The sequence below is a fragment of the Flavobacterium zhoui genome (assembly GCF_042787235.1).
GTDB lineage: Bacteria > Bacteroidota > Bacteroidia > Flavobacteriales > Flavobacteriaceae > Flavobacterium > Flavobacterium zhoui.
This window is the reverse complement of record NZ_JBHZPY010000003.1, coordinates 156,098-174,915: the sequence shown is the minus strand read 5'-3', so window position 1 is coordinate 174,915 and position 18,818 is coordinate 156,098. Positions and strand designations below refer to the sequence as shown.

Annotated in this window: 19 protein-coding genes; 6 read left to right on the top strand and 13 right to left on the bottom strand. The window is 33.2% G+C overall.

Going from position 1 to position 18,818, the window contains the following annotated elements; genetic code table 11:
* Positions 1-144: 144 nt before the first annotated feature.
* Entirely contained in the window at positions 145-1,056 is a 912-nt protein-coding gene (locus tag ACFX5F_RS05475) for a bifunctional metallophosphatase/5'-nucleotidase (RefSeq protein WP_379850682.1), read from the top strand.
* Here ACFX5F_RS05475 and ACFX5F_RS05470 read toward each other — a convergent pair.
* The 7 genes from ACFX5F_RS05470 to rpsF all read right to left on the bottom strand — a co-directional run bounded on the left by ACFX5F_RS05470 (position 1,042) and on the right by rpsF (position 8,905).
* Positions 1,042-1,734 carry a lysoplasmalogenase family protein gene (locus tag ACFX5F_RS05470; protein WP_379850680.1) on the bottom strand — a complete coding sequence of 231 codons (693 nt, stop codon included), beginning with the start codon at positions 1,732-1,734 and terminating at the stop codon, positions 1,042-1,044. The two genes, ACFX5F_RS05475 and ACFX5F_RS05470, sit on opposite strands and share 15 nt — an antisense overlap.
* A complete protein-coding gene (ligA, locus tag ACFX5F_RS05465; RefSeq protein WP_379850678.1) occupies positions 1,724-3,727 on the bottom strand; it encodes an NAD-dependent DNA ligase LigA in 2,004 nt (667 codons plus the stop codon). The genes ACFX5F_RS05470 and ligA overlap by 11 nt, the downstream gene beginning before the upstream one ends.
* Before the next feature lie 159 nt (positions 3,728-3,886).
* Entirely contained in the window at positions 3,887-4,360 is a 474-nt protein-coding gene (locus tag ACFX5F_RS05460) for a DUF6495 family protein (protein ID WP_379850676.1), read from the bottom strand.
* A 137-nt stretch (positions 4,361-4,497) separates the two neighbouring features.
* The gene (locus tag ACFX5F_RS05455; protein WP_379850674.1) at positions 4,498-7,659 is read right to left on the bottom strand and encodes a TonB-dependent receptor; all 3,162 of its coding nucleotides are present in this window, start codon (positions 7,657-7,659) and stop codon (positions 4,498-4,500) included.
* A gap of 96 nt (positions 7,660-7,755) precedes the next feature.
* Entirely contained in the window at positions 7,756-8,196 is a 441-nt protein-coding gene (gene rplI / locus ACFX5F_RS05450; RefSeq protein ID WP_073206364.1) for a 50S ribosomal protein L9, read from the bottom strand.
* A 65-nt stretch (positions 8,197-8,261) separates the two neighbouring features.
* On the bottom strand, positions 8,262-8,558 hold the full coding sequence (gene rpsR, locus ACFX5F_RS05445; RefSeq protein WP_073206367.1) for a 30S ribosomal protein S18: 297 nt from the start codon (positions 8,556-8,558) through the stop codon (positions 8,262-8,264).
* Positions 8,559-8,563: 5 nt separating this feature from the next.
* Positions 8,564-8,905 carry a 30S ribosomal protein S6 gene (gene rpsF, locus ACFX5F_RS05440; RefSeq protein WP_035671622.1) on the bottom strand — a complete coding sequence of 114 codons (342 nt, stop codon included), beginning with the start codon at positions 8,903-8,905 and terminating at the stop codon, positions 8,564-8,566.
* Positions 8,906-9,071: 166 nt separating this feature from the next.
* Between rpsF and ACFX5F_RS05435 the strand changes: the two genes are divergently transcribed.
* Complete coding sequence (locus tag ACFX5F_RS05435; protein WP_379850671.1) at positions 9,072-9,767, top strand: LytR/AlgR family response regulator transcription factor; 696 nt, start codon at positions 9,072-9,074, stop codon at positions 9,765-9,767.
* Between the two features lie 10 nt (positions 9,768-9,777).
* On the opposite strand, the gene priA is transcribed toward ACFX5F_RS05435, so the two are convergent.
* From priA to nadC, 4 genes are all read right to left on the bottom strand, one after another.
* Complete coding sequence (gene priA / locus ACFX5F_RS05430; RefSeq protein ID WP_379850669.1) at positions 9,778-12,228, bottom strand: replication restart helicase PriA; 2,451 nt, start codon at positions 12,226-12,228, stop codon at positions 9,778-9,780.
* Positions 12,229-12,310: 82 nt separating this feature from the next.
* Entirely contained in the window at positions 12,311-12,745 is a 435-nt protein-coding gene (locus tag ACFX5F_RS05425) for a DUF2147 domain-containing protein (RefSeq protein WP_379850667.1), read from the bottom strand.
* A 125-nt stretch (positions 12,746-12,870) separates the two neighbouring features.
* Complete coding sequence (locus tag ACFX5F_RS05420) at positions 12,871-13,782, bottom strand: YihY/virulence factor BrkB family protein (protein WP_379850665.1); 912 nt, start codon at positions 13,780-13,782, stop codon at positions 12,871-12,873.
* A 3-nt stretch (positions 13,783-13,785) separates the two neighbouring features.
* Positions 13,786-14,643: a carboxylating nicotinate-nucleotide diphosphorylase gene (gene nadC, locus ACFX5F_RS05415; RefSeq protein ID WP_379850663.1), complete on the bottom strand. Its 858-nt coding sequence runs from the start codon at positions 14,641-14,643 to the stop codon at positions 13,786-13,788.
* 374 nt (positions 14,644-15,017) lie between these two features.
* On the opposite strand from nadC, the gene ACFX5F_RS05410 reads away from it, so the two are divergent.
* From ACFX5F_RS05410 to rlmH, 3 genes are all read left to right on the top strand, one after another.
* Positions 15,018-15,410 carry a RodZ family helix-turn-helix domain-containing protein gene (locus ACFX5F_RS05410; RefSeq protein ID WP_379850661.1) on the top strand — a complete coding sequence of 131 codons (393 nt, stop codon included), beginning with the start codon at positions 15,018-15,020 and terminating at the stop codon, positions 15,408-15,410.
* Positions 15,411-15,512: 102 nt separating this feature from the next.
* Positions 15,513-16,004 (top strand): CIA30 family protein, encoded by a 492-nt coding sequence (locus tag ACFX5F_RS05405; protein WP_379850659.1) that lies wholly within the window; start codon positions 15,513-15,515, stop codon positions 16,002-16,004.
* 163 nt (positions 16,005-16,167) lie between these two features.
* Positions 16,168-16,641: a 23S rRNA (pseudouridine(1915)-N(3))-methyltransferase RlmH gene (rlmH, locus tag ACFX5F_RS05400; RefSeq protein WP_379850657.1), complete on the top strand. Its 474-nt coding sequence runs from the start codon at positions 16,168-16,170 to the stop codon at positions 16,639-16,641.
* A gap of 33 nt (positions 16,642-16,674) precedes the next feature.
* Here the strand turns inward: rlmH and ACFX5F_RS05395 are convergent, their stop codons facing one another.
* Positions 16,675-17,295 (bottom strand): hypothetical protein, encoded by a 621-nt coding sequence (locus ACFX5F_RS05395; protein ID WP_379850655.1) that lies wholly within the window; start codon positions 17,293-17,295, stop codon positions 16,675-16,677.
* 5 nt (positions 17,296-17,300) lie between these two features.
* A complete protein-coding gene (gene folP / locus ACFX5F_RS05390) occupies positions 17,301-18,122 on the bottom strand; it encodes a dihydropteroate synthase (RefSeq protein ID WP_379850654.1) in 822 nt (273 codons plus the stop codon).
* Between the two features lie 147 nt (positions 18,123-18,269).
* Here folP and ACFX5F_RS05385 point away from each other — a divergent pair, with 147 nt between their 5' ends.
* Entirely contained in the window at positions 18,270-18,818 is a 549-nt protein-coding gene (locus ACFX5F_RS05385; protein WP_379850652.1) for a DUF1599 domain-containing protein, read from the top strand.

Below are 18,818 nucleotides of genomic sequence, written 5' to 3'. Positions count from 1 at the left end.
ATAGTTCCATAAATATACAGCCCTAGCCCCGAGTGAAGTGAAAATCTTTTTTATTCGCCTTTTCGGCGGATAAAAAGATTGCAGCGGAAAGCGGGACATGAGCGAAGCGAACTGACGAAGTAAATAGCTCCAAAAAAATAAAAAATGAAAAGAAGAGATTTTATAGAAAAAACAGCTGCCAGTACGGCATTATTAAGTTTAGGTTTGTCATTGAGCAGTTTTGAATCTAAGGAAACGAAACACCTGACGATTTTGCATACCAACGACGTGCACAGTTATATTGACCCATTTCCTGCAAATCATCCCAGAAACCCAAATATGGGTGGTGTTGTTCGAAGAGCGGCATTGATTGAAACAATCAGGAAGGAAAATCCAAATGTATTATTACTTGATGCCGGCGATATTTTTCAGGGAACTCCTTATTTTAACTATTATGGCGGCGAATTAGAGTTCAAATTGATGAGTATGATGAAGTATGATGCTTCAACTATAGGCAATCATGATTTTGACAATGGAGTTGAAGGATTGTATGCCCAAATGCCTCATGCTACGTTTGAATTCGTATCAGCAAACTATGATTTCAAAAATACCATGATGGATGGTTTTGTGAAGCCTTATAAAATTTTCAATAAAAACGGAATTAAAGTGGGCGTTTTTGGACTTGGAATAGAATTGGATGGTTTGGTAGATAAAGCAATGTATAAAGAAACGGTATTTAACAATCCTGTTGACGCTGCACAAGATATGGTTCGTATCTTAAAGAAAGAAAATCAATGTGATTTAATTATTTGTTTGTCACACTTAGGATATAACTACAAAGACGAACCCAATAAACTTTGTGACTTAAAATTAGCTGCAGTTACACAAGATATTGATTTGATAATTGGTGGACACACTCATACTTTTCTAGATAAACCTACTGTTGTAAAAAATCTTGCTGGCAAAGACGTTTTAGTAAATCAAGTGGGTTGTTACGGAATTAATTTGGGCAGAATTGATTTTTATCTGGATAATAATAAGCAGAATATATCTAAAGGAACATCAATTATCGTTTAATTTTCTTAAAGACCTGTCATTTGCGATAAAGTAATTTACCATAAAAAAATACGAAAATACCTGAGTACTTATTTCGATTAGACTAAAAGCGGAAAGTGGTAGGTAAAATCCATTTAAAACATAAAAAATATCCGAAAGCAAAAAACACAACGACATTAGAAGTAAATTTAGAAAAACAAAATTGCTTTTTGAAATATATTTTACAACAGATATGCAAATCATAATACTCAGTACGATACTGTAAACTATAATAAGCGAAAAATCTGTTTTCATCTTCTCAAATGGCAAGCTTAAAATAGTAATCGATAAAACTACCATCACGATTATTATGCTTATCATGGATATCAAATCTAAAGTTCCTAACTTAATTTTTTTTATACTAGGAATAAGATGTATGATGAGAAGTAAATAAACAATCAAAAAACTAAGTACAACGCCAATTTCTGAATCCTCATAGTCCATCAAAATAAAGACATCTCCTATAAAAGAAAAGAGAAAAATTCCTCCTTTAATTAAGTCAATTTTATAATTATTTGTAGTAAGATAATAGATAAAAATTGAGGATACTACCAGAGATTTTGCGTAAATTAAATACGAATCTGGTCCTGCTAAAGTAAATACTATAGAAAGAATACTAGCTATAAAATATAATATTAGTGATGGTGTATTAGCTTTCATTTATCAGTTTCATAAAATCACCTTCAGAAATTATTGGAACATTTAATTTATTTGCTTTTTCTAATTTAGCAGGTCCCATATTATCTCCTGCAATCACATAATCTGTTTTTGCCGAAATAGAACTTCCTACTTTACCTCCGTTATCTTCAATAGCTTTTTTCAAATCCTCCCTTGAATATTTTTCGAAAACGCCAGAAACTACAAAGGTTTTTCCAGAAAGCTTATTGGTTGCATTTGGATTTATTTTTTCAACAATTTCAAATTGTATTCCGTAGCTTTTTAATCTTTCAATAATAATTCTATTTTCTATATTTTCAAAAAAATCAACCACACTTTGTGCTATTCTATCTCCAATTTCATCCACTAAAACCAAATCCATCAGTTTAGCCTGACTTAATGCGTCAATACTTTTATAATGTTTGGCTAATTTCTTAGCAACAGTTTCTCCCGCAAATCGTATTCCGATAGCATAAAGTACACGTTCGAAAGGAATTTTTTTGGAATTGGAAACTCCCTTTATCAAATTCTCCGCCGATTTTTGAGCCATTCTTTCCAAAGGTAGAATTTGTTCCACCGTCAATTCATACAAATCTGCATAATTTTGAACCAATCCGTTATTGAAAAGCAGCGCAACTGTTTCGCCACCAAGTCCTTCAATATCCATAGCTTTTCGTGAAATGTAATGTTGAATTCTTCCAATAATTTGCGGTGGACAACCATAAAAATTAGGGCAATAATGATTGGCTTCCCCTTCGCCTCTTATTAATTCCGTTTGGCATTCCGGACAATGGGTGATGTATTTAGTTGACTCCGAATTTTCGGGGCGCTTTGTAAAATCTACGGCAATAATTTTAGGAATAATCTCCCCTCCTTTTTCAACAAAAACAGTATCACCAACACGAATATCCAATTTTTCGATTTGATCTGCATTGTGCAGCGAAGCACGCTTTACGACAGTTCCCGCTAATTGCACCGGTTCTAAATTGGCAACTGGCGTAATCGCACCAGTTCTTCCAACTTGGTATGAAATTGAAACTAGCTTCGTTGAAACTTGTTCTGATTTGAATTTATAGGCAATCGCCCATCGTGGTGATTTAGCAGTAAAACCTAATTCATCCTGATAATGAAAAGAATTTACTTTAACCACTACTCCATCCGTTTCATAAGGCAGTTGATGTCTGTGAACGTCCCAGTAATCTATAAACTCAAAAACCGCTTCTAAATTACGAGCCAATTTTGCTTCTTTCGGCACCTTGAAACCCCATTCTCTAGCCGTTTCTAATCCATCAAACTGAGAAGTGAACGGTAATTTATTTCCAATTAAAAAATATAGTAAGCAATCCAGGGGTCTTTTTGCAACTTCGGCACTGTCCTGCAATTTCAAACTTCCCGAAGCCGTATTTCTTGGATTAGAATACGGTAATTCGCCAATTTCTATTAAGTCTTGATTCATTTTTTCGAAGCCGGAAAATGGTAAAATAATTTCCCCTCGTACATCAAATCTCTCAGGAAAATAACCTTTTAATTTTAATGGAATTGATTTTATTGTTTTTATATTATTGGTAACGTCATCTCCCTGAAAACCGTCTCCACGAGTCACAGCCCGTTTTAATTTCCCGTTTTCGTAAGTAATACTAATCGATGCACCATCATATTTTAATTCGCAGGTATATTCTAATGGAACATCTCCTAATACTTTTTGGATTCGTTTTTCCCAGTCCGCCAATTCATCTTTAGAATAGGAATTATCCAAAGAATACATCCTATGTTCATGAGCAACTGTTTGGAAATTTTTAGTAATTGCTCCTCCAACTCTTTGTGTTGGTGAACTTTCATCAAAATATTCCGGGTGTTTATCTTCTAAATCCTGTAATTGCTTTAATTTCAAATCAAATTCAAAATCAGAAATTGTTGGTTTATCTAACACATAATAATTATAGTTGTGTTGATTTAATTCCTCTCTTAATGTTTGAATCGTATTTTGAATGTCCATAGAAAATAAAAATTGGCTATTTTAGCTTTAGAAATAATCTACTAAAATAGCCAATTTAATAGAAACCCACATCAAAAAAATATTTTTCTTCCGATCAAATGAAAAGTGGGTTCCTGACAACCAAAATTTAAATCTTATTGGGAAGAAATAGCAATAATATTACGACTCTATAATCGAATTTATTTGTTTGTACAATAGACCATCACTCAAAAAAGCACCTTGCTGAATTAGTGCAAAAATTGAAGTGTTTCGCTCCTCTGTAAATTCTTTTTTTCCAGTTTTCATTTCAATGGTCTCTGTAAACATATTATCGCTAAGCCATTGCAATCCCTCTCTAGTCAAAAAGTCAGTTTCTGGAACTAGTGATTTTAAAACTATAGATTGAACGTGAGTATCAAAGCACTCAAAAAGGAAAATATGGTTCTTCGAAAAATGCTCTAAATAAGCTGCTTTTGAGAGAACTCCCTCCCAAATTAAATCAGAAAATACGTCCAATTCCTGTTCGGCCACTTCTGGTTTTTCTGCTTTAATTTTGTCCCATTCGGCTTTGTCAATTGCTTGAGTAGCTAAGAATGTGCTGAATTCCTGATTCAACTCTTCAAATTGTTCTTTTGTTAATCTTGAATATTTCATTGTTGTAATTTTTGCCACCAGGGCGCTGAGACATAAAGTTTTTTCGGCATTTAATTTCCGATGCAAATTTAGATTTTTTAAACCAAAAAAAAGCCTTCTTTTTCAAGAAGGCTTTCAAAATTTTTTATAATACTAATTTAGAATATATATCTAATTCCAAATTGCGCTTGCCATCTTGAAGCTAAACTAGCATCATAGTTGAAAGTTTTAGTTTGGGTACCATTAAATGTATATGTTGGTACATTTGTACTTTGATTAACTGAAACGCCTATTAGTTGAACACTTGTAGGTACTTGAACCAATCCCCAATCAGAATTCAATAAATTTCCTACATTCAGTACATCAACGCTAAATTGAATGGTATTCTTTTTATCTGAGGCGGAAGAGATTTTAAAGTTATAATCTTGCATTAATTTAAGATCCCATTTTCCTCTCCAAGGCGATAACGCTCCATAACGCTCTGCATACTGTCCTCTTCTGCCGTTTAAGTAATCGTCCTGACTGATGAATTTATCAAAAGCGGCACCTTGGCCCGCTCCAGAAAAAATCATAGTATTGATTTGAGCAGTTGTAGGAATAAAAATTAAATCATTAGCACCAGAACCATCATTGTTAATATCACCTCCATAAGTATAATTAAAACGACCTCCCTGAGCATATTCAAAGAAAGTAGATACAGTAGTAGCCCACTTATCATTTGCTCCGTATTTCCATTTTTTAGAACCAACTCCTATAAAACGGTGTGTATCTCCATATTTAGAATTTGAAAGAACATCGTTGTTTACATTCCCTAAAGCAGGATTGAAATTAAAAGCATCGCCCGTGATCTCTGCCTCTATAGAATTCACGTCTTTAGATTTCAAATAGTTATACGCTAAACTAGCAAATAAACCATTGTCAAAAGTCTTTTGTACTTTCACAGAACCGTTGAATGCACTACCTTTTTTAGAATTAGTCAAAACATAAGCGTGTGCTCTTGCAGGAAAACCATATTCATTCCAAGTACCATAGTCATTAGATCCATAAATTGGTCTGTTGTCTGCACCTACTAATTGGCTTGTTGGTTTTTTCAATCCCCAATCTTGAACATGAACAGCATTTAAATCCTTGTTATAAGACATATCTACTGTAAAAATGTAATTGTTTTCTAATTTATGATCGATACCTAAACTTGTTCTCCAAACTTGAGGAAATTTAAAATCCTTATTAACCACTTCATAGAAAAATGGATCTGTACCTCCTACTTGATTTCCAACCCAAACAAACGGAAGTTTCCCTGTAAAAATACCAGAGCCTCCACGTAATTGTGTTACCTTATTTCCATTTACATCCCAGTTGAACCCAACTCTAGGTGACCACAATAATGCGTTTCCAGGTAATTTTGTAGAATCAAAATTTACAACACTGCCATCTTTTGGATTATAATAATTAATTGTAGGAACGTATCCTTCAGAATTATCTGTGTCAATAAATTTCTGAATTAACTCAGATGTATTGAAATACAAAGGCTTATCAGCTCTTAATCCATATATTAATTTAAAATTATCATTGATATTCCATTCGTCCTGAACATAAAATGCTAATTGACCCACAGTAGTTTCAGCTAAATTCCAGCCACCATCAGTACCATCTTTTAATTTATTTTTTGCATCGAAAGTAGTTTGCGCCGCTGCAATTGCTGAAGCATAATACCCGTTTGCGATATTTGCATCGAAGCCAGCCATATCTACACTACCAAAAACATCAAAACCATATCCCTTTAAATTAAATGAATTTTTGAAAATGAATTTTTCAAAAGAGAAGCCTGCTGTGTAAGTATGATTTCCTTTTACAAAATTTAAGTTGTCTGTTATTTGAATTACTTTTTGATCTAATTTATTGTTGATTGAGAATGGCTCATGACCTGCAATAATATAAGGAGAACCATCTTTTGTTATGGTAATAACCGGAGCTGGAGCAGAAAATGGTTTTCTAAAATCATTAAAATGCGTGTATCCTGCCTGCAATTTATTTGTTACTGTTTCACTAACTTTAGAGTTCAATTCAACTAAAAAAGATTGAATTTGATTATTAATTTGGTAGCCTGATTTTTCAAATTGCATTGTATTTGCGTCAGGTCCTCTTCGGAAAATTGCAGTAGGATGCGCTGGTTTATCTTTTGAAGCATCTAGAAAATTATAAATAACGGCTAATTTATTATTATCATTTATATTCCAATCAAATTTGATAATTCCTTTGTTCGAATTTGAATTATGAGTAAAACCTTGATAAGCACCAGTATTATATCCTAACTTACCTAATTCTGTAGAAACATGCATTAAATCAGTAGCTGAAACTCTCGACTCATTTACCCCAGTTGTACTATTCCCATCATTAGCAATAACACTTGATCCTAAATCACTTCTTTTATCAATTTCATAATTGGCAAAAAAGAATAATTTATCTTTAACAATTGGACCTCCTATACTGAAACCGGCTTGCGTTTGTTCTAACGAAGGAACAAATATTTTTTCTCCTTTAACTTTACTTCCAGTTAAATCTTGGTTTCTATAAAATGAGTAAGCCGTTCCATGAAACTCGTTAGTTCCAGACTTTGTAACTGCATTAACAGAAGCTCCTGTAAACCCAGATAAAGTTACATCATAAGGAGCAGTAGCTACCTGAATTTGATCAATAGCGTCTAATGAAATAGGTTGTGAATTTGTTTGCCCTCCAGGAGTGGCTGCATCTAATCCGAAAGGATTATTAAACACCGCACCATTCAAAGAATAACTGTTATATTGGTCATTTCTACCACCAAACGAACCACCACTTGCTGAAGGTTCTAAACGTGTAAAATCCTCAGCAGATCTTGAGATAGATGGCAAAGCTGCTAATTCTCTTCGACCAATTGTAGTTTCGGCACCAGTTCTTCCACTTGCAAAAACTTTGTTTTTAGCACCTGTAACTTTTACTTCCTCAAGCTTTTGACTTTCATCTTGTAAAATAACGTCCATACTAAATGCTTTACCTAATTCAAGATAAACATCACTAAATTCTTGATTTTGAAATCCTACGTAAGTAACTGTAATTTTATACGGCCCACCTATTCTCATATTCAACAAGTTGAACCTTCCGTCTGCGTTTGACAATGCAGAGTATTTAGATCCTGAAGGAGTATGAATTGCCAAAATTGTTGCTCCCGGGAGCAATTCAGTCGAAGAACTCCGTACCGTTCCCTTAATACTAGATGTAGTCGTTTGCGCAATCATCGAATGAAGAGAAAGCACAAAAAACAATAAACTAATAACTTTTTTCATATTTTTTGTTTGATTTATTTTTGGCAAAATTAGGCAAAAAAAAACCACTCCTAGGAGTGGTTTTTGATAATTTATTAACAAACTGTTAACTAAAAATTATTTTTCAGCAACAATTTCATAAGGTAATTCAACTATCACATCTCTGTGTAATCTAACGTTAGCAGCATATTTTCCTGTACGTTTAACGATTCCACTAGTAATAAATTTTCTGTCAATTACTTGACCACCTTTTGCTAATGCTTCAGCGATATCAATATTCGTAATTGAACCGAATAATTTCTCACCACCTGCTTTTGCGAAAATTTTAATCTCAATAGCTTTCAAAGCTTCAGCCAATGCTTTTGCATCGTTTACTACTTTTTCTTCTTTATGAGCTCTTTGTTTTAGGTTTTCAGCTAACACTTTCTTTGCAGAAGAAGTAGCTAAATGCGCGTGACCTTGTGGGATTAAAAAGTTACGACCGTAACCATTTTTTACCGTTACAATATCATCTTTAAAGCCTAAATTTTGAACGTCTTGTCTTAATATAAGTTCCATGTTGTTGTCCTTTGTTATAGAAGTTAGGTTTCATGTTTCAGAAAACCAACAACCGAGTTAATTTATTATTTTAGTAAATCAGCCACATATGGCATTAATGCTATGTGACGTGCTCTTTTTACAGCTACAGACACTTTTCTTTGGTACTTTAATGAAGTTCCAGTTAAACGACGAGGAAGAATTTTTCCTTGTTCGTTTACGAATTTTAATAAGAAATCAGCATCTTTATAATCAATATATTTGATACCTGATTTTTTGAAACGACAATATTTTTTTTGTTTGTTTGTTTCTATGTTCAAAGGAGTAAGATATCTGATATCTCCGTCTTTTTTTCCTGAAGCCGATTGTTGTAATGTTGCCATGATAATTAAGCTTTTGTAGATTTTAATTTAGTTCTTCTTCTTTCAGCCCAAGAAATAGCGTGTTTGTCTAAACTTACAGTTAAGAAACGCATTACTCTTTCGTCACGTCTAAATTCAGTTTCAAAAGCAATAAGAACTTCTCCTGCTACTTTAAATTCAAACAAATGGTAGAAACCACTTTTTTTGTTTTGAATTTCGTAAGCCATCTTTTTAAGACCCCAGTCTTCTTTCGATACCATTTCAGCTCCACGACTAGTAAGAAAATCTTCAAATTTGCTTACTGTTTCCTTTACCTGAACTTCAGATAAAACGGGATTTAAAATGAAAACAGTTTCATAATGATTCATAAATATGTATTTATTTGTTAAATTGGGTGCAAAAGTAGCGAATTAATTGATATAAACAAGTACTTTTTTGCTTTATTCGTTAAACGACAAAAATAAAAACATTGGCGGTAGTTTTTTTTAAAATTTAATGTTAAATTTACTAATCCAAATCTAAAATAAAAAAATTATGAAACTTAATTGCGTAATAGTTGATGATAGTTCCATTCAAAGAATGATTATCGCAAAGTTAGTCAATAATCATACAAACTTACATTTAATTGGGGATTTTTCGAATGCAATTGAAGCAAGAAGTTGTATGTCTGTTCACAATGTAGATTTAATATTTCTCGATATTGAAATGCCCGTAATCAGCGGTTTTGATTTTTTAGACGGTCTAAAAATTAAGCCTCAAATTATTTTCATTACCTCTAAAGCAGAGTATGCAATGAAAGCCTTTGATTATGATGCAACAGATTATCTTCAAAAACCAATTGCCATAGACCGATTCAATGCTTCTGTGCGAAGAGCAATGGATTTATATTTGCTTAAAAAAGAAAATAAAGAAGAAGAAGGCGATCATATTTTCATTAAGAGCAATTTGAAAAAGCTGAAGATTTACACTTCAAAAATAAAATGGATTGAAGCTTTTGGTGATTACGTGAGAGTTGTAACCGAAGAAGACAGCAATCTGGTCCTTTCTACCATGAAATCTTTTGAAAACGATTTGTCTAAAGAAAAATTCATCAGAGTACATAAGTCATATATTATCAATATTGACAAAGTGGAGCGCTTTAACAGCAAGTTTGCTGAGATTGGAATTACAAAAATACCTTTAAGCAGAAACAAAAAAGAAGATTTAGTTAAAGCCTTATCATTTGCATAAAAAACTACTTTTAATAAAAATCGACGTTCAAGGCAACCTTTATAGCTCTGTATTGAGCAACAGCCTCAAAACTATTCAGAATCTTTTGAATTGTCTTTTTAGTGCTTATTATGGACGCCTCTTGTGGAATTTTGATAATTATTGTTCTTATAAATTCATTTCTGATTCTACTGATTGCTGGTTCTTCAGGACCTAACACCGGCATGATCAGATTTTGTGTCATCACTTGATACAACCACATAGAACCTTCTTTTAATTTATCGAAATCGCGCTGTTTTAGTGTTAGTTTAATGATTCTAAAATAAGGTGGGTATTTATAAATTTGCCTATCATACAACTGTTCCTTATACATTCCTAAATAGTCGTTATTAGTCACTTGCTGAATGGTATTGTGATTAGGGTTATAGGTTTGTATAATCACTTTCCCTTGTTTTTCAGAACGTCCGGCACGGCCAGCTACTTGCGTCATCATTTGAAAACTTCTCTCAAAAGCCCTGAAATCAGGATGATACAACATATTATCCGCATTCATGATTCCTACCAAACTCACATTATCAAAATCCAATCCTTTGGCAAGCATTTGCGTTCCTACAAGAATATCAATTTCTCTATTCTTGAAACTATCGATAATTTTCTCGAAACCAAACTTCCCTCGTGTTGTATCCTGATCCATTCTTCCCGTTTTTGAACTTGGAAAAATGGAAAATAATTCTTGTTCAATTTGTTCCGTTCCAAAACCTTTTGTAGCCAAATCAACACTGGAGCAGGAATGGCAATGCGTCGGTTTTGCCATTGTATAACCGCAGTAATGGCAACGCAATTGGTTTTTATGTTTATGATAGGTCAAACTTACATCACATTGTTGACATTGCGGTACATGACCACACGTTATACATTCTATTATAGGAGAGTAACCTCTTCGATTTTGAAATAAAATTACTTGTTCTCCTAAGGCTAAGGCATTGGTAATTTCCTCAATTAAAACATCGCTAAAATGTCCTGTCATTTTTTTGCGAAAATATTTATCCTTTAAATCTACCAATTCAATATTGGGCATCATCACATTTCCAAATCGCTCCGAAATTTCGACTAATCCAAATTTTCCCGACTTGGCATTAAAATAAGTTTCCAAACTTGGTGTTGCAGAACCCAATAAAACCTTTGATTTATGCGAATGAGCCAAAACGATGGCCGCATCACGTGCATGATAACGGGGCGCAGGATCAACTTGCTTAAAAGTCTGTTCATGTTCCTCATCTACGATTATGAATCCAAGATTATGAAAGGGCAAAAATAGGGCCGACCTCGCTCCTATCACCACTTGGGCTTTTTCGGAATTTTGTAAAACCTGATTCCAAACTTCGACACGCTCATTATTGTTATATTTCGAATGAAAAACAGCTACTTTATTTCCAAAATAAGTTCTCAGCCTTCCCACTAATTGAGTCGTCAAAGCAATTTCAGGAAGTAAATATAGTATTTGCTGTCCAGAATCGAGATATTCTTCGATGAGTTTGATGTAAATCTCCGTTTTACCGCTGGAAGTTACCCCGTGTAAAAGACAAACGTCTTTTTGAGTAAAATTTTCTTTTATTCCATCAAACGCTTTTTTTTGCGCAGTGTTTAATTGAAGTAGTTCATTCGTTATTTTACCTTTGAAATTTACGCGGTCTTCTTGAATAAAATAATCCTCAAATATTTCCTTCTCTATTAATGCCTTAACAATCGCAGCCGAAGATTTAGTAGCTTCGACCAGTCTTTTTACCGTTAATGGCTTCTTTTCAGTAGCACTCAATTGAAAATAGCTCAAAACAATTTCCTTTTGTTTTTTGGCATTTTTAAGTGTTTCAAGCAATTCACTTAATCCGGCATTGGAATCGTATTTAGAATGCAAGCGCACGTACCGAACTAATTTGGGCTTATAGCTTTCAAGCATTTCTTCCTGAAGCACCAATATATTTTTATCTATCAATTTTTGAATAGTAGGAAAGATGTTTTTCTTGTTTAAAATTGATATAATATCTTGAACTGTTAGTGAATTTTGTTGTTGCAAGGCTTGGTAAACCAGATATTCATCATCAGAAAGGAGGTTTTCGTCAACAAATAAATCTTGCTTTTGAGAAATTACCGTTTCGCTTTCCAGCAAAAGAGCACTGGGCATTGCACCGCGATAAACGTCGCCAATGGCACACATATAATAGGAAGCAATCCATTGCCAATGTGCAATTTGGATTTCGGTTACAATAGGTTTTTCGTCAAGAATTTGGTGAATTTCTTTTGCCTCGTATAATTCCGGTTTATTTTCGTGAATTTCGATAACTAAAGCCGTGTAGATTTTATTTTTACCAAAAGGTACAGCCACCCGCATTCCTTTTTTTATATAATGGAATTCGGCTTCAGAAATACTATAAGTAAAGGTTTTGGCAAGCGACAGCGGTAAAATTACTTCTACGAAATACATGTTTTTTAGTTTAATAGTTTAAAGTTTCAGGTTTAAAGTTTTCGATTCCGATTACTAAACCTGAAACTTTAAATAAACATTACTAATTTTTAACTCTGTACCAGTATTGTGTTCTTCCAAATAATGAAATTCCTACGAATCCACGAACTTTAAGTTTATCTTTTGATTCTAAAGAGATGAAACATTTATAGGTTTTTCCGTTTTTAGGATCTAAGATTTTTCCATTTGTGTATTCGTCCCCTTCTTTTGTCAAACCTTTTATGATAACCATCCCAAGAATGGGTTTATTTTTATCACTTCCCGTACAATTGGCACACACGTTATTTTTGTGTTCCAAGTCTAAAATTTCAGCCACTTTTCCGTAGATTTTTCCGGATTTTTCATAGATTTCTACTATTGATTTTGCTTTACCGGTTTCGTCATCGATGGTTTTCCATTTTCCGATAACGGTTTGATTTTGAGCATAAAAAATAGTTGTAAAAAATAATGCTGCGATAATTAAAATGTTGTTTTTCATAATGTGTTTTTTTTTAGCCCTGATGGAAGCGAAAATCCTTTCTAGTCCTGAACTTGTTTCAGGATCCTGAAACAAGTTCAGGACTAGAAAGATTGAAGCGAACAGCAGGAAATAGCTCCTAAAAACTATTCTTCTTTTTTAATTTTTAATTTGTTTACTGTAGCGTTTAATTCGAATCCCAGAAGTAATATCATACAGTTGATCCAAATGTAAAACATTAGGATTAATAATGTACCTATTGACCCGTACAATTCATTATATTTTGAAAATCGTATTACCCAAATTCCAAAAATATAGGAATCCAAAAGAATCAGAATCGTTGTAAAAACCGAACCAATTGAGATAAAAGCTCTGTTTTTGTCATGTTTTGTACCAAATTTAAACAGTATGGAGGTGGTGGCCAGTATCATGAGAATTACGAATGCATATCTCCCTAAAATAATCAATTGATTGACATCGCTAAAAACCGTTTTTTGAATAAATACCTCGAAAACTACAATTGTTGAAATGGTTACTATCAACAACAATGACAACAATAACGACATGCCTAAAGCGACTATGTATTGATGTATAAATCCTCTTTTGACAAGGACATGACGGGAGGATTCAAAGCCTCCAAGAATTCCATTCAATCCATTTGCCATCAAGAAAATAGACAATATAAAACCAGACGATAATAATCCCGAATGACTGTTGTGAAGAATATCATTGATGATTTTATAAATGGCATCATAGGTATTTGGCGGAACTCCTTGCCTCACAAATTGAAGAAAGTCATTTTGAAAACCTTCGATGGGAATGTATGGAATAAGATTTAATATGAACAGTGCAAAGGGAAATAATGCCATAAAAAAACTAAATGCAATGGCACTCGCGTGATAGGTCAAGGCACTTTCTACAATTCCCAATCCGTACAATTCTAATAAATCATATAAAGACAATCCTTGCAGCCAGGGGAGTTTTATCTTTTTTAACCCTTGGGCAAGATTCCGTATTACGGGAATTTTCTGCAATCTATTTTCTATTTCTGCTGACATAAACTAAATTGCTTTTAAACTCAAATCCATGTTATATACAGAATGTGTTAATGCTCCGGATGAAATATAATTCACACCACATTCCGCGTAATGACGGATCGTTTCTTCATTGATATTTCCTGAAGATTCCGTTAAGCATCGATCTCCGATTAAGGCCACTGCTTTTTTAGTATCTTCATAATTAAAATTATCTATCAAGATTCTATAAACACCTTCACTTTCCAAAATCTCTTTGATTTCTTTCAGGTTTCTGGCTTCGACAATGATTTTTAAATCTAAATTATTCTCTTTGAGATACGCTTTGGTTTTGGCTATTGCCAAAGTAATTCCACCTGCAAAATCATTGTGATTATCTTTCAACATTACCATGTCGTACAAAGCAAAACGGTGGTTTTCGCCTCCGCCAATTTTCACTGCCCATTTCTCACAAGCCCGGAATCCCGGAGTTGTTTTACGAGTATCAAGAATTTTAGCTTGTGTTCCTTCCAAAAGCTTTACATAAGTCTTAGTTTTAGTAGCGATAGCAGACATTCTTTGCATCGAATTGAGAACTACCCGTTCCGATTTCAAAATGGATTGGGAACTTCCCGAAACATAAAAAACAATGTCACCTTTTTTTACTGGCATCCCATCCTCAATGAAAGTTTCTATTTGCAAATTCGGATCCACAAATTGAAAAACCATTTTGGCAAAAGCCACACCTGCAATTATACCATCCTCTTTTACAAGCAACTTGGCTTTCCCTGTTGCTATCGCTGGAATACAAGCCAAAGAGCTATAATCGCCAGGACCAATATCTTCCCGAATGGCATTCTTTATTAGTATTTGTAACTCGTTTTCGAACTGTGCTTCGCTAATCATTTTATAAGAAATTTATTGGAAGGCTAAAGTAAGATATATTTTGTGGATTTGAAAATATGTGCGCTTGGTTCTTAACAAAAGAAACAAATAAATCTATTTTTAACAAAGCATCGTCCAGTGCGAAAGATGAATCTGAAACGGAATATTGAATTAGCGATTCTGCATATCAACATTCCACATAAAATAAAGAGATTAAAACGAATTAATCAGAGCTATTACTTTGGAATAAATTATTAAAATCTTATATTTGAGTTGTAAATATCAAAAAAAAACTGACTATGAAATCTTTTTTAATCCTCCTTTTTGTATCCACACTACTATTAATTTCTTGCAAAAAAGAAATCGAACCACAAAATAGCATTACTCCAACAAATATGGTTCCATTTACGGAGGTTGGTAAACAGATGCGAAATGAAGCAGCAATGACGTCCCAGGCCAAGCAAAACTCAAATGTAGTCAATCAAAATCAAGCAGTAACAGCTCCGATTTCTGTTGCCAAAGGGATGAATCCTGCGCATGGTCAACCTTTACATCGTTGCGATATAGCCGTTGGAGCACCGTTAAATTCTCCTGTTGCCGTTACTAAAAATACACCATCAACGCAGCAAATAACTCCCCAACAAAGTCAATCGGTCGCAACTGATCCGGCAAATACTGCTACAAGTACAGTAATTACAACGCCCACTCCTGAGGGAATGAACCCACCACATGGTCAAACCAACCATAGATGTGATATTGCTATTGGTGCACCGTTGCCAAAATCTTAAAGCGCTAGAGAAATTTTAAAAAATTTGAATTCACAACAATTGATTTCAGTCAAAATAAAACTGGAGCTTTCGCTTAAAGCATAATTTTAAAAAATAACCACGATGGAACCTCTTTTGATTTTCGAATTTAATTTAAACAATGACATCAGTAGTTGGAAAATTGTCAATGACGTAGTGATGGGTGGTAAATCAGAAAGTAAATTCTACCTTAATCAGGACGGAAATGGAACTTTTGAAGGCAAAGTAACCTTAGATAATAACGGGGGATTTTGTTCTGTGAAATATAATTTTGAACCAATTACCCTAAACAAAAACAAACGTATTTGTATCCGTCATAAAGGAGATGGCAAAAAGTACCAATTTAGAGTAAAGACCAATCTTGGTGATTCCCAATCTTATGTATATTCGTTCCAAACCTCTACTGACTGGCAAACCACTGAGATTCCAATTTCCGAATTGCATCCCACTTTTAGAGGTCGTAAATTAGATATGCCGAATTACGACGGCTCAAATTTAGAAGAAATTGCCTTCTTAATTGGGAATAAAAAAGAAGAGAATTTTCAATTACTTATTGATAGAATTGAGGTCTTATAATTTAAAAACTTCAAGAGACCCAATTGATCCTCTGTAAAAGTTAAATCACCATTCAGAATCCATTAAAAAAAATTAGGAAATCTATTATTTAAATGTTCCTTCCAAAGATACTATTCATAAAACCTCATAATATTCTATCTTTGCGACTCTGAAATTCCATAAAATGAACATTAAATTAATTGCTATTGGGAAAACCGATAACAAAGCTTTACAGTCCTTAATAGACGATTATACCAAGCGTTTGTCGTTTTATATTAAGTTTGATTTGGATATTATTCCTGATATCAAGAACGTTAAAAACTTATCTGAAAGTCAACAGAAAGAAAAAGAAGGTGAACTGATTTTGGCAAAAATAACGCCGACAGATCAACTTATTTTATTGGACGAAAACGGAAAAAACTTTTCCAGCGTTGGATTTTCAGAGGAATTACAAAAAAAAATGAACTCCGGCGTAAAGACTTTAGTTTTTGTAATTGGCGGTCCTTATGGATTTTCGGAAACTGTTTATGGCAAAGCACAAGGAAAAATATCGTTGTCTTTAATGACTTTTTCACACCAAATGGTTCGGTTGTTTTTTATTGAACAGTTGTATCGCGGATTTACAATTTTGAGAAACGAACCGTATCATCATCAGTAAAAAATTGTTTCAGGTTTTCTTTGTTTAAAGTTCCTAATAAATAAATTCTTGATTACTTTTCATATCTAATTTTAAACTTTCAATAAAAATTTTATCTTGAATATAACTTCCAAAACTTAAATCTTTATCAAACCTAAATAAAAAGGTAGTTGCAACATCTTTGGGTAAAACGTTGTTAATTAAATCTTGTAGTCTTTCCTTTTTGAAAACTTGATTTTCAATTAAAATCTCATTATTCTTATTGAAAAATATGATGGTTCCAATTGGTTTCTCTAGTTTGTAAAACACATTCGTAAAAGGAATAAAGGCTAAGTTTTTACCAATAGTATCAGCGTAGGAATAATAATTTTGGGCTTTTTCATTTTTATGCGCTTTTTCTTCACGCTTTTTTTGTTGCAGTTTTATGACTTCAGGAATTACCAATCTCAAAGGCAAACGTCTGTCTATGTTGAAAATCCAATTGGTTGAAATAATTTCGTTTTTCCGGTTTACTTCTGCCAAAGTATCCTTTTCCTTTGTTCTAAAAAAAATATAGATTGGCGAATGATCTTCTACATTTTTGACAATAGTTGTATGCGATTTCGGCAATAGAATATCTTCTTTGTTTCCACACGAAACAACTATAAAAAGTACAATCAGAGTAAGGTATTTCATATTTATTAATTGATTTTATTAAATAAAGTAACGCATTCCATTGCTTCTTTTACATCGTGAACACGAAGGATTTTTGCTTCTTTTGATAATGCTAAAGTATTTAATATTGTTGTTCCGTTTAAAGCTTGTTCGATACTGGTATTTAAGGTTTTATAAATCATTGATTTTCTGGAAATTCCAACTAAAAGTGGCAACTCAAGCATGTTAAACAATTCCATTTTTTGAAATACTTCATAATTTTGGTCTAATTTTTTGGCAAAGCCAAAACCAGGATCGATAATTAAATCATTGATTCCAAAACTTCTGGCTATAGAAATTCGTTCCGAAAAATAGAACAACATTTCTTTTATAATATCATCATAAACAGTTAACGTTTGCATGGTTTGAGGCGTTCCTCTCATATGCATCATAATGTAAGGAACATTATATTTTCCGATTACCTCAAACATTTTATCATCTAAATGTCCTGCCGAAATATCGTTAATGATTGCAGCACCATTTTCTATACTTGCTTTCGCCACTTCGCTCCTAAAAGTATCAATGGATAGAATTGCTTCTGGAAAATGTTTCAGAATTAAATTAATAGCTGTAACAATTCTTGAAATTTCTTCCACCTCAGATACGAACTCGGCATTTGGTTTACTGGAATAGGCGCCAATATCGATAAAGGTAGCACCCTCGTTTACCATTTTTCCGACTTGAGATAGTATCTCGCTCTCATTTTTATACTTTCCCCCGTCAAAAAAGGAGTTGGGAGTTACATTCAAAATCCCCATTACTTTGGGAGTAGATAAGTCAACGAGTTGCCCTTTGCAATTAATATTCATTATTTTAGTGTTCAGTTACAGTAAACCGTTATCAAAAAATTCTAGTTTCAAAATCATTAATCCTCATTCAACATTATTTCTCGTTCATTCTTAATTTAAAAAAAATATGCTATTTTTGAGGAAATTTTAGACAAATATACATCAATAATGAAGAATACTTCAAAGGAATACGATAACGTAATTGCGATTTGTCGTTCACTGTTTATCAATAAAATGAAAGATTACGGATGTGCTTGGCGTATTTTGAGATTGCCTTCATTGACTGATCAAATTTATATAAAAGCGCAAAGAATCAGAAGCTTACAAGAAAATGACGTTCGTAAAATTGACGAAGATGAAACAGGCGAATTCATCGGGATTATCAATTATTCCATTATGGCTTTAATCCAATTGGAATTAGGCGTTGTTGATCAACCTGATTTAGATGTTGAAAAAGCAACTGAATTGTACGATGCCAAGGTAAAATCAACCAAAAATTTAATGGAAGATAAAAATCATGATTATGGTGAAGCTTGGCGTGACATGCGTGTCAGTTCGCTCACTGATTTGATTTTGCAAAAACTACTTCGTGTCAAACAAATTGAAGATAATAAAGGAAAAACATTGGTTTCAGAAGGAATTGATGCTAATTATCAGGATATGATTAATTATGCTGTTTTTGCACTTATTCTAATGGGATTTGGAAATAAAAATTAA